We start from the raw sequence: 12,020 nt of genomic DNA on the forward strand, positions 1-12,020 counted from the left end.
TGTCGATTGAGCCAAGTTCCTTGTTGACCGTGATCATTGTTCGCGATCACTTCCCTTGCGAGTCTCGTCGGCCTCTCGAATCTTTTTTTGGAACTCAGTGGAGAGTTCCTTCTCTTCGTCGGAAAGCTTTTCCGCCAATTTCGAGGCATATTCGAGTGCGGAAGGAATGCTGTCGCCTGCTACGAGGGCCCATGCATGCGCTTCGACCAAGTTGGGTTTGTTTTCGGGGAGACCGAGCCCCTGGGCCAGCAATTGAGCCAGGGCATGTCGGGCCTCTGGGTTTCCGCTCCGGCTTGATAATATAAACAGTTTCAGTGCGGCGTTCAGATTCTGTTCGACCCCGGTGCCGGTCAGGTAAAGTTGAGCCAGCATATGTTGAGCTAGGCCGTTGCCGACGCGGGCGCCGCGATCTAACCAGTTCGCTCCCGAAATTTCGTCCATCAGGATGCCGTCGCCGTTCACGTAACAGGCGCCGATTTGAGCAAATGCAGGCACGAATCCTGATCGGGCGGCAAGGAGGAACGATCTGGCAGCTTGCGGTGCATTCTTCTCGGTGCCAAGACCTTGTTTGTAGCAAATACCGATATTGTAGAGGGCTAGGACCCATCCCTTTTCGGCCGCTCTCTTAAAATAGGAGAAGGCTTTTTGTTCATCCTTGGCTGTGCCAATACCTTTGAGCAGATGTTGACCAGTAAGATTGCAGGCGACGGGAAGTCCAGCGTCCGCGGCACGCTGGAAAAAAACAAACGCTTTCACCGGGTCCTTGTTCACCACCTGACCCTGGTTATAGGCCAACCCTTGGTAGTAGTCACCGCGGGCGTCCCCCGCTTTGCTGGCGTGTTCGAACATTTGTAAGGCACGCTTGGCCGAGTTGGGTGTCTTGTTCTCTTTTGCCTTCTCTAGCTCGATCAATCCCAGGTTGAGCATCGCGGGTGCAAAGCCTTGCAACGATGATTTCTTATACCAGACGATCGCCTGCTTCTCCGATGGTTCGACGCCCCGACCCTGTTGGTAAAGCAGCCCCAGTAGGAATTGCGCCTCAGGGATACCGTCGTTCGCGAGCGGCTCTAGGAGTTCCGCTGCTTGGCGGGAATCGCCCTTGTTGAGAGCTTGGACAGCAACAGCCAATGGACCGGGCTCTTGCGCCACTGCGTCTTCGGCTTCCGCTCCCACAATCGTACTATCGCCGGGCAGAGTCTGGATTAGGTCTGCTTTCGCGTCGCCCTTGGGCCAGGCAACGAGGCACAGGAAGAAAAAGCACAGCGCGAGGCTGGGGACAGGAAGGCGTCGATTTGGTTTTCGATTCATGGAAACTAGCTTAGAAACTTGATGCGGATATTCAACTCTCGAGGCATTTTGCCGTGTTTTACGCTGGTGGGCCGAAGTTTAGCCTCCGCCACACGCAACAAAACCTCGCAGGAAGGACCGGCGAGGTTTTGGTAATTCTAATAAAAGATTTTCGTTGATGTTCTAGGCGTGTGAGCCTAGCGTCGACGACGGCGGTAGGCTAGCGAACCGACCGTTCCAAGACCAAGTAGGGCAAACGTTGACGGCTCGGGAACAGCGGTCGCGGCAACGACAAGTTGCAAGCTGCCGTACTGGAAGTATGCAATTTTGCCCTCACCAAGGTCGGCTGCATTTTCGACTCCGACATTGGATACGCCTGTGGACAAGTCGACTGTTCCGGTGCCACCGATGAGAGTGTAAGTTCCCAATTCTACCGTATTGTCTAAGCCGATAATGTCTGTCACATCGAAGTCGTCAAAGGTTGTGTCGCCGATGATAGAAAGCGTCGAACTAAATAGTAACTCTGCGTCAGAATCGAAATGCAGGTCGGCATCGAGTAAGCTGGAACCGCCCAGAATGCCGCCGGACTCAATGATAATTGGGCCGCCAATGATTCCCGTGCCCCCGAGTGTAGCTCCATTCTTCACAATGACTGCACCGGTGGCAGCGGAGCTGTCACCATTGATTAGAAGCGTGCCTGCAGTGACGGTGGTGGTTCCGAGATAGGTGTTGTCCCCGTTGAGTTCCAAAGTGCCGTCACCAGACTTCTCGAAGAGATAGTCAGAGCTATTACGCTCGATGGCACTTTCAATGATGACCTCAGAACCGGTGAAACCTGGATTTGAATTCTTAGCAATATTGGCAGTCGTCGTTTTGGCGGTTGACCAACTATCTAATTCGATCTTGCCGCCATTAATGTAGCCCTTGTTCAACGCGGCATCGTCGGCAAGGTAGTTAATATCAACTTTCAAACCGACCACATTTGATGTGCCAACATTCAACGTGGCATCACCATCCCCTATGGTTGCATGCCCCAGTTGCAGCCCCCCGATATCTTGAGTTTTGTTGAGGTTTAGCGTGCCCCAATTGATGTTCATGCTCTTGTTGTCGGTGAGGCTGGCTGCTGTGACGGTCCCGCCACCTGACAAACTGGCGTTATTGAGCGAGGTGTTGGCAGTACTATTTAGGATGATTTCATTTCCAGCGGCAGTCACCATCGTGAAGAATTTGTTGCCGCCATTAACAACGCCGTTGAGACTCAGTGTCGCTCCGTTGGTAGAGTTGTTGCTGATCCTCAAGCCCGATGCGTTGTTGGTCGAGTTCGTTACGTTTGCATCGATAACCTGATTGTTCACGACGCCCGCCTCGACGATGATTTCCCGGTTGACAGCGGTGGTCGTTTCCAGGTTCAAGGTCTGATCGCCCGGTCCGTTTGCTCCAATCGTATAAGCGGAAGCACCGTTTTCGAAAACAACGATCCTAGCGGTTGGATTTTGGCTTACGTCGCTTCCCAAATAGATCGTTTTTGCGCCGCTTGTATTGCCAAATGTGGCTGTGTCATCGACTCCGGGGACAGAGTACGTGGGACTATCCCAATTGTCTTCGGTTGACCAATCACCAACATCCGTACCACTTCGCGTTCCCTCCCAAGTGGCGCTGTCGGCGTAGGCTGTGGTCGCCAACGCACAACACATGCCAAACGAGAGTAAGAATTTGAGATTTCTAGTCACTGTCATCTCCATAAAAATTGAGCTATTTCGGAATTGGTTGAAATCACCACTCCTGCCGCATTTTCCAAGGATAATTCGATCACTTGTAGTTTCCAACCCTAGCTAGTGTCCGTCCGGAAATTGCTCGAGTGGCTGATTTTAGCGGATTTCACGTCCGCTGAGTACTTCGAAGATTTAGCTCTGGGGCGGTTTTAGTGGCGAACAACGCTCGTTTTCTACGCCGTTTTCGCCTGGCGCGCAGACCGATAGCCTTCCGTTGCTCCGATTCCAAAGGAGTATTTGCCTACGCCGCTTGGCGATCACTCTGTGCCGAGGCGCTAATGGCATGATGCTTGGCAAGTAACAACTTGCCAAGCGTATGTAGGTTGCGACCAAGTACCGCCAAACCAAAGTAGCGCTCAAAGCCGATCTCACTACGATCACGACAACGTTTCAGCCCGTTGCCTCGCTGTAAAGCACCGATCGCTGATTCCACACCGCTGTGACGTAGACGTGTTTGATGAAACTTCACGCTTCCGTTTTTCAATCGTTCGGCGTACTGATCGGGAGCACGTGGTAAAACACAAACGTCATCAACGATCTCTTGCAATGCCGTCTCATTTTCATCGCTGTGAAAGCCTCGGTCAAACGACGCCGTTTCGATCTGACCCGAATGTTTTCGCTGAGCAATTCGTGTCTGCTCAACGACAACATCTTGGTCTTTGCTGGTGCGGTCCATCAAATGATAGTGACTGATGAATCCTGCGGCGTCTTCGTAGACCAAGACCAAGCGTCCATACTGATTCGGTTGCCCAGCTTTACCGCGACGGTACAACTGCGTGTGAGTTTCAAAAAGACTGAACAGCTTCTCGCTATTGGGAACTCTTTCGCCAAGGAGCACGCGACGACGAGCGGTGTCGCAGACCTGCCGAGTTAGTTGGATCCATCGCTCGATTGCCGCGATTTTGGAGACAATCGCCGTCGAGAACAACTCCGATTTCGCCGTTTTTACCAACTCGTCGGCTCGCGTGAGCAACTGCTCGGTTCGGACAAGCAGATCCATGTAGAGCGATTGCAATGCGTCTTTCTTGACCTGACTCTTGCTCGCGGCGATGCGTCCCATGTTCTGTTTGAGCTTCTTGATCTTCCTCGTCAAGTGATCGGACTGACGCCAGCCATCAATCTCAAGCATGCCAGCCAAGTCAGCGCAGAGCGGAACAAACTTGCGTACCCCATCGAAGATCAAACTACTTTCGGTCGGATGATGAATGTTGGTTTCGACAACGAACGAATCGGCACGAACCGAAGCGGCAGCCTCAGGTGCAATCTCCTGTCCGGAGGTGACGATGACTTGATTAAGCTTCTCGATCGTTGCAGGCTTGAGTTTGCACAACGTGTCGCGAATGCGTCTGAAGGTGAATTCGTCGGCGTCCTGCCAATCGCCAATTCCCATGATGCCTCTGAGCGAGCGATGGTTCTCGACTTGGTCTTGGAGTTTGTCGTAATCGAAGTTGCACCCCAACCGAACAGCCGCCAAAACAACGACGTGCCAGTCATCCATGCCGGGCCTGCCGATATCTCGACGAGAGTCTTCGTTGAGATCGGCTGCGACTAACTTGACAGCTTTGTGACGAAGCTTGTTGTTGGTATAAAGGAACTGCAGACCCGCGAGGATCGGAACGATTTCGTCGCGGCATTCCAAGTTGAGTTGTACTTGTGCGACAGGGCTGCAATCGAAGCGATGCTGAGATTGATAGTGCTTTCGGACCACGTTCACTCCTCGAAGATTTGCGTTTGAAATTGCTTTTAGTCAACAATTCCAACGCCCGAACCTGCTTGCGGGTTCGATCTTCGGGGAGCTTTTTCTCAAAAAACATCGCAGTTTATGCGGCCATTCAATTTCCGGACGGACACTAGCTATAAGGATTGTTTTTGCTGTTTTTACTGTCTTGCCTATTTTGACGGTTGTGACGTTTGTGCTGGCAATTTCGTGCTTTCTTATTTGCACGAGAAACGGCATGTCAGGGTTTCTTTGGTGACGAAGGTAGGGCCGTTTCCTACAAATTGATACCACTATCTGTTTTTCCTGTAGTTCCGCTTTCACCACGGAAATGGGTATCTTAAGGCGATAGCGACTTCAACTTATTTGCAGGCTTTCGAATAGACCAAGGAAACATCATGAAAAAAGCGGATATCGGACTGATCGGTTTGGCGGTAATGGGCGAAAACCTTGTGCTCAATATGGAGAGTAAGGGATTCACAGTGGCGGTGTTCAACCGTACTGTGGAAAAGGTCGATAGCTTTATTGAAGGACGAGGCGCCGGAAAGAATTTTGTCGGTTGCCATAGCGTTGAGCAGCTCTGTGCCAGCCTCGAGCGGCCGCGGAAGGTGATGATGCTGGTGAAAGCGGGCGAGCCAGTCGACGGCTTTATCGAAAAACTCATTCCCCATCTCGAGCCCGGCGATATCATCATCGACGGCGGTAACAGTCACTATCCGGATACGATTCGCCGCACGAAGTATGTCGAAGGCAAAGGGTTGCTCTATATCGGTACCGGTGTTTCCGGCGGCGAAGAGGGGGCTCTGATCGGTCCTTCGATCATGCCGGGCGGTTCGGTGAAAGCCTGGGAATCGGTGAAGCCGATCTTCCAGAAAATCTCTGCCCACACCGACGCGGGCGAGCCCTGTTGTGACTGGGTGGGCGAAGATGGGGCCGGCCACTTCGTGAAGATGGTGCACAACGGCATCGAGTACGGCGATATGCAGATGATCTGCGAGACCTACCAATTGATGAAGGATGGTCTTGGCATGTCAAACGAAGAGATGCACGAGGTGTTCAAGGATTGGAACGAGAACGAACTCGACTCCTACTTAGTCGAAATCACCCGCGATATTCTGGGCTATAAAACCGAACACGGTGAAGAAGTCATTGACGTGATTCTCGATGCCGCCGGTCAAAAGGGAACGGGCAAGTGGACGGCTATTTCCGCGCTGGATATCGGTCAGCCATTGACGCTTATTGGCGAAGCCGTGTTCGCGCGTTGCTTGTCGGCGCTCAAGGACGAGCGTGTCGATGCGTCGAAGATTTTAAGTGGCCCAGGCACAACATTTGACGGCGACAAAGCTGCGATGGTTGATGACCTTAAGCAGGCGCTTTATGCCTCTAAAATCGTCTCCTATGCTCAAGGTTATCAGTTGATGCGTGCGGTGGCTAAAGAGCACGGTTGGAATCTTAACAACGGCGGCATTGCGTTGATGTGGCGTGGCGGATGCATCATCCGCTCGGTCTTCCTCGGCAAGATCAAGGACGCTTTTGATTCCAATCCCGAGCTCGTCAATCTGCTGTTGGACCCGTTCTTTCAGGACGCAGTCGAAAATGCCCAAGCCGCTTGGCGCCGTGTTGTGATCAAGGCAATCGAGTTGGGAATCCCGATGCCAGCGATCAATGCAGCACTAGCCTATTATGACGGCTACCGTTGTGGCCGGTTGCCCGCCAATCTGTTGCAGGCGCAGCGTGACTATTTCGGTGCGCACAATTACGAGCGAGTCGACAAGCCCCGCGGCGAGTTCTTCCACACGAATTGGACTGGCCGTGGCGGTGATACTGCATCTTCCTCCTACATCGTTTGATCATCGCCAAATATCAGCACGGACGATCCAAGTGTAGGGCCGGTTCCCACCGGCCCGAACGACTCGACGCCCGGTCGATACCTTCGATTCCACTTTCCTTATCCAAGGAACACTTTCAGTGAAAACGCTCATTGCCCAATTGTGTATTTCTCTCTGTCTCGCCTCCTCGGTGATCGCTCAAGGTGAACCAGAGCCAGTAACGATTCCTCGTAAAGCACCCTCGTTGACCATACCGGACGTTGCTCGCGATCAAGTCATTTGTTTCGCGATGTACACTGTTCACGACGAAGTTTTGAAACTCTCGGCGCATCTGTACCCACTCAAAGACGAGGAAGCGCAGGAGGTTTCACTCGAGACAAAAACGGATGGTGATTGGAAAGAAGTCGCCAAAGCAAAGGTGGATGAGCATTTTCTAGCTGTGTTTCGTGTCGAAGGTTGGGACGCCTCTCAAAACTATGCTTATCGCGTTACTCACCCGGGTGGCGCCATCTATGAAGGGACGATTCGTCGCGACCCGATCGATAAAAATGAGATTGTGGTTGCCGCGTTTACCGGTAACTCGAATAAGGACCGTGGTCCTCGCACCGACATTGTCAGCAATGTCTCCGCCCAAGACCCGGACTTGCTGTTCTTTTCCGGGGATCAAAGCTACGACCATAGCCGACACTATGCGGCGTGGTTGCTGTTCGGTCGCCAATTCGGTGAGATCATCAAAGACCGTCCAACGATTTGTATTCCCGATGACCATGATGTTGGTCAGGGCAACTTGTGGGGCGAGTCTGGTAAAAAGAGTTACCTAAATGGCGGTGCGGATGGTGGCTATATCAAGCCCGCCGAGTATGTCAATGAAGTCCAGCGAGCCCAATGCAGTAACCTGCCTGATCCCTTTGATCCCACGCCGATTGAGCAGGGAATTGGCGTTTACTATACCGACCTAAATGTTGGCGGTATCGACTTTGCCATCATCGAAGATCGAAAGTTCAAGACCGGACCCGCTGGATTGATTCCCCAGCAAGGTCCACGTCCTGACCATGTGAACGATCCAAGCTATGACCGTGACTCGATCGACGCTCCGGAAGCGAAATTGCTCGGTGAGCGGCAACTTGAATTTCTTCAGCAATGGGCTGCGGATTGGAACGGTGTTGAAATGAAGTCCGTTCTTTCGCAAACCATTTTCGGCGGTGGTGCTCATCTGAGCGGCAGTCATACGCAACGTTTGCTTGCGGACATGGACTCCAACGGTTGGCCACAAACGGGACGTCAAAAAGCATTGATGGAGATGCGCCGTGGGTTCGCAGTCCATATCGCAGGCGACCAGCACTTGGCAACCGTCATTCATCACGGTGTCAACTCTTGGGAAGACGCTGGTTATTCATTTTGTGTCCCATCGATCGTCAACTACTACGCTCGTTGGTGGGCGCCCCTCGAGGCTCCCGGCGAGCATGACCCCAACAGCCCCCTGCCTTATACGGGACGCAGTTACGATGGATTTGGCAACAAGTTGACCATGAAGGCCTATGCGAATCCATCGCCGAAAAACAACAACGGTGCTGGGCATGGAATCATCCGATTCAATAAGTCGGATCGAAAAATTACATTCGAATGCTGGCCTCGAAACATTGACGTTACAGGCCCCCAGGCGGAACAGTATCCGGGGTGGCCAATCACCATTTCCCAGTTCGATAATTACTCGCGCCAGCCGATGGCGACCTTGCCATCATTGCAGTTTGTCGGCGAAGAAAGTCCCGTCGTGAAGGTAACCGATCAACGCACCGGAGAATTGGTCTACGCAGTACGAGCCCAGGGCAATGAGTATAAGCCGATCGTCTTTCATGATTCGGTTTACACCATCGAAGTGATTGGCAAAGAAAGCTCGAAAGTTCTAACCGACTTAGAGGCTCGCGTGATTGTGCCATTGTTGCACGACAATGGAAAAATCGCCAAGCACGAAAACAACACGCCAAGATCGATTCGGGTTGAGTTCTAGCAATGCGCTGCGGAGGATAGGTTTCTTTATGGAGCCCAAGTCCGCGGAGCCAACGGGGATGCCCTCGGGGCTACGGCCCCGTCCGTTGCCTAGCCCATGCCATACTTAGCCCATGCCTAATGGTAAGTTGCCAAGCGAAGCCCTGAGAATGAAATTGTAGGAGCGGAATACACCAGCCTCGCCATGCATGCCTGGAACGTGTTGTTGGCGCTCCGTGGATTCACGTACGACGGACCCGCGGGAAAGTTAGGGTTTGCACCACGTCTTTCAGCTGAGAACTTCAAGTGTTGCTTCGCCACCGCCGAGGGTTGGGGGGGAGCATCGACCAACAATAGTCCGACGGCATCCAGCAGGAAACGATCGAGTTGAAATGGGGGCGATTGAGGTTGAGCGAATGAACGTTCTCTGTGGGTTCTCCGTTGTGGTGCGGATTCATCGCCCCAACGCATTTGCCAATATCGATATTGTCCACAGGGCTATTTCGATCGATGTGAATCCCGATAGACACGAGGCGAACATCCAAAACGATTTTGGAACGTTGTCGCGAAATATTGGCTTGAGGAAAATCCGCAGCGAATCGCTACGTCCGTAATACTGAGTGTCGGTTGCTCGAGCAACATCGCTGCAGCGGCACCCAGACGAAGATGTTTTATGTACTGATTAGGCGTCATGTTGGTCAAGCGTTTGCAGTGAGCGTTGAATTGGGTCACACCTAATCCACAGAGTTGAGCCAAATCGCGAACCGACACGTCCTCAGCTAGTTGGCGTGGATTGTCTTGCAGGTCTGCCAAAAGAAGTTCCACCGAGCGCCGTGTGGCCGATAACTCCCGATCCAAAGACACATCGGCGCGGCGCAACATTTCAAGCGTGAGCAGTAACAACTCGTTGATCAGGACGGTCAATCTTGAGGTGCTGCTGCCATCTCGATCGGCTTCAACGGCCGCCGAAATCTTGCGAAAGCAGATGAGTATTTCTTCGCCGGATGGCCATACCGGGCGTTCGTTGTGGCGAAGGATGTCCGTTAGCTCATCTCGGTCACTCGGGGCAAGCACGATCCACGAAGGCCATCGCCATGCTTGGTGCGGTTGACGGACGCCGACGTCAATGATCAACCAATGAAGTCGCCCTGCACCCACATTGGGACAGCCCACTCGGTGTGACTGCCAGGGACGCGTGACGGTCAAATCGCCCGGGCGGAGTTGATGATCGTCTCCCTCTACGCTGAAACCGACGCGGCCGCTTTCCAAAAGAGTCAGTTCGATCCCCTCATTGCGATGCCAATCAAGCCCCCAGTTCTGATCGTGCTGGGCGTCCCAAAAACCAACGGTTTTGATCCCCGTCAATGCTCCACGCGGAATCTTGCGGCCGCAGTAGTGACCGTTCACTAAGGCTTCCGAATGAAGCTCTCCCGCCTCGGTCGCACGAACCAGCGGTGCGCAGGTGTCAGCCGTGTACGTCGCATCTCGGTCTTGGTAGATGGGGCCGGATTTCGACATGACCACTGACTAATGTTTGAAATTCTTCACTGAATGGCTTTGAACGACACGATGCATTTTGGATAGTACAAATATAAAGCAACGATCGTACCAGCGGGAAACAAGATGACGTTCGCTGGGACTTTTTTGGCCAATTCACAAGTGGAATCGAACGGCTAAATCAAACATTTGCCGCATTTTGGATTTGATCGATGACATACCGTAATCTACACAGAGTCGTTCTCTTTTTTGGGGCGATTTTACTTTTGACTGCTGGCGTGACCGCAAGTGCCAAAGAACCACTGCGTGCATTGATTATCAGCGGACAGAACAACCACGACTGGGCGCAGACGACGCCCGTGATCCAGCAAATCCTGATGCAGACAGGTCGCATTCGAGTGGATATCACCGAGCGTCCTGATCAATTGAACGCGAAAAATCTCGCGGGCTATGACGTTGTGATCAGTAATTGGAACACGTTTGGAAGCGGAGCCAATATTCAGACGTGGCCGGAAGAAACGCGTCAGGCCTACGTCGATTTCGTTAGAAACGGCAAGGGGCATGTTGTGGTTCACGCCGGCAGCAGCTCGTTTCCCGATTGGCAGAAATATCAAAAAATGTGCTTGGCGACATGGGGAAAGGGAACCGGCCACGGCCCCATGCACGAATTTGATGTTCGCATCGATACGGCAAACCATCCAGTGACAGCAGGCCTGAAGCCGATGAAGTTCAGGGATGAACTGTGGCATCGATCGGCCGTGCAGCCAGGCGTCACCGTACTGGCCTCGGCCTATTCTGCGAAAGAGCACGGCGGAACGGACCAGTGGGAACCGATCGCGATGGCCGCACCCCAGGGCGAGGGACGTTCATTCACTCTACTGTTGGGCCACAATGTCGCATCGATGCAGCAGGACAACTTCGTGCAATTGCTGCAGCGAGGCACTCTCTGGGCGGCAACGGTTGATGTACAAGGGGCTGCATCTGCCGCGGAGCATCCGAAATTGGAATGGAAAGAGCTTGACGACTCGGTCGCCTTGTTCAGCAACGCACAAGTCGTGTGGCAGTTCAATTATGCAAACGATCAGAACAAGGCCTATTTCCATCCCATCGCCATGCCTGGTGGCCCAACACTTACTTGGGATCAACCGCCTGACCACGTCTGGCATCACGGACTTTGGTTCAGTTGGAAGTACCTCAATCGCGTTAACTACTGGGAAACGAATCGCGAAACAGGGAAGCCTGATGGCCGCACTGCTTGGTCGAACGTTGATGTCGTCAAGCGACCCGATTTCTCAGCGACGATCTCGATGAACTTGGATTTTATCGACCCGGAGGGCACAACGGTCATGACTGGAAAACGCACGGTGGAAATCTCTGCACCTGACCCCAGTGGTTCGTACCATCTCGATTGGACGTGCCACTTAACTGCTGGCGACAACGATGTGACGCTTGATCGAACACCTCCACCGCACCAAGCGGACGGAAAGCCCTGGGGCGGGTACGCCGGTCTGTCCGTTCGCTTTGCAAAGGGATTGACCGAGCGTTCGGCTGTCACGCCCGAGGGGCCTGTTGAAATTGACAAAGTTCGTTGTCCCGGCAAATCGGTTGCGATGGACTACAGCGGCATCCTTGAAAATGCATCGGTCGGAATCGCCATTTGCGATCATCCGTCTAACCTTAACCATCCAACTCCGTGGTACACCTACGCCGCGAATCCAATGAGTTACTTCAGCCCGGCGGTCATTTGCAACCAACCGCACACGTTGCCGGCTGGTCAATCCATGACACTGCGTTACCGAGTGACCGTTCACCCCAACCGTTGGGATGCGAAGCGATTGCAAGAGGAATATGGCGCATACGTTAAGGACAGCGACAACACCAAGCCGTTGCACCGATAGGCAATGCCACCAACCCAAACCTTCTCCTTCCCCA

General features: G+C 53.0%; 7 protein-coding genes. 3 read left to right on the plus strand and 4 right to left on the minus strand.

Annotated features, from left to right (window positions below):
* Positions 1-33: 33 nt before the first annotated feature.
* The 3 genes from CA13_RS23635 to CA13_RS23645 form a co-directional block, all read right to left on the minus strand.
* Complete coding sequence (locus tag CA13_RS23635) at positions 34-1,308, minus strand: tetratricopeptide repeat protein (RefSeq protein WP_146400888.1); 1,275 nt, start codon at positions 1,306-1,308, stop codon at positions 34-36.
* Between the two features lie 176 nt (positions 1,309-1,484).
* Entirely contained in the window at positions 1,485-3,017 is a 1,533-nt protein-coding gene (locus CA13_RS23640) for an autotransporter-associated beta strand repeat-containing protein (protein WP_419194735.1), read from the minus strand.
* 283 nt (positions 3,018-3,300) lie between these two features.
* Complete coding sequence (locus CA13_RS23645) at positions 3,301-4,767, minus strand: ISNCY family transposase (protein ID WP_146393859.1); 1,467 nt, start codon at positions 4,765-4,767, stop codon at positions 3,301-3,303.
* Between the two features lie 407 nt (positions 4,768-5,174).
* Here CA13_RS23645 and gnd point away from each other — a divergent pair, with 407 nt between their 5' ends.
* Positions 5,175-6,626, plus strand: coding sequence for a decarboxylating NADP(+)-dependent phosphogluconate dehydrogenase (gene gnd / locus CA13_RS23650; RefSeq protein WP_146400890.1), 1,452 nt, complete (start codon positions 5,175-5,177; stop codon positions 6,624-6,626).
* 118 nt (positions 6,627-6,744) lie between these two features.
* A complete protein-coding gene (locus CA13_RS23655; RefSeq protein ID WP_146400892.1) occupies positions 6,745-8,613 on the plus strand; it encodes a hypothetical protein in 1,869 nt (622 codons plus the stop codon).
* A 476-nt stretch (positions 8,614-9,089) separates the two neighbouring features.
* On the opposite strand, the gene CA13_RS23660 is transcribed toward CA13_RS23655, so the two are convergent.
* The gene (locus CA13_RS23660) at positions 9,090-10,109 is read right to left on the minus strand and encodes an AraC family transcriptional regulator (RefSeq protein ID WP_146400893.1); all 1,020 of its coding nucleotides are present in this window, start codon (positions 10,107-10,109) and stop codon (positions 9,090-9,092) included.
* 191 nt (positions 10,110-10,300) lie between these two features.
* Here CA13_RS23660 and CA13_RS23665 point away from each other — a divergent pair, with 191 nt between their 5' ends.
* Positions 10,301-11,986, plus strand: coding sequence for a DUF6807 family protein (locus CA13_RS23665; protein WP_146400895.1), 1,686 nt, complete (start codon positions 10,301-10,303; stop codon positions 11,984-11,986).
* The last annotated feature ends 34 nt before the right edge of the window (positions 11,987-12,020 follow it).

Source organism: Novipirellula herctigrandis, from assembly GCA_007859835.1.
Taxonomy (GTDB): Bacteria; Planctomycetota; Planctomycetia; order Pirellulales; family Pirellulaceae; genus Novipirellula_A; species Novipirellula_A herctigrandis.

Excerpts from the sequence above, each read along its gene's own strand:
- gnd (WP_146400890.1), top strand. The coding sequence starts at position 5,175 with ATGAAAAAAGCGGATATCGGACTGATCGGTTTGGCGGTAATGGGCGAA.
- CA13_RS23635 (WP_146400888.1), bottom strand. The coding sequence starts at position 1,308 with ATGAATCGAAAACCAAATCGACGCCTTCCTGTCCCCAGCCTCGCGCTG.
- CA13_RS23665 (WP_146400895.1), top strand. The coding sequence starts at position 10,301 with ATGACATACCGTAATCTACACAGAGTCGTTCTCTTTTTTGGGGCGATT.
- CA13_RS23660 (WP_146400893.1), bottom strand. The coding sequence starts at position 10,109 with ATGTCGAAATCCGGCCCCATCTACCAAGACCGAGATGCGACGTACACG.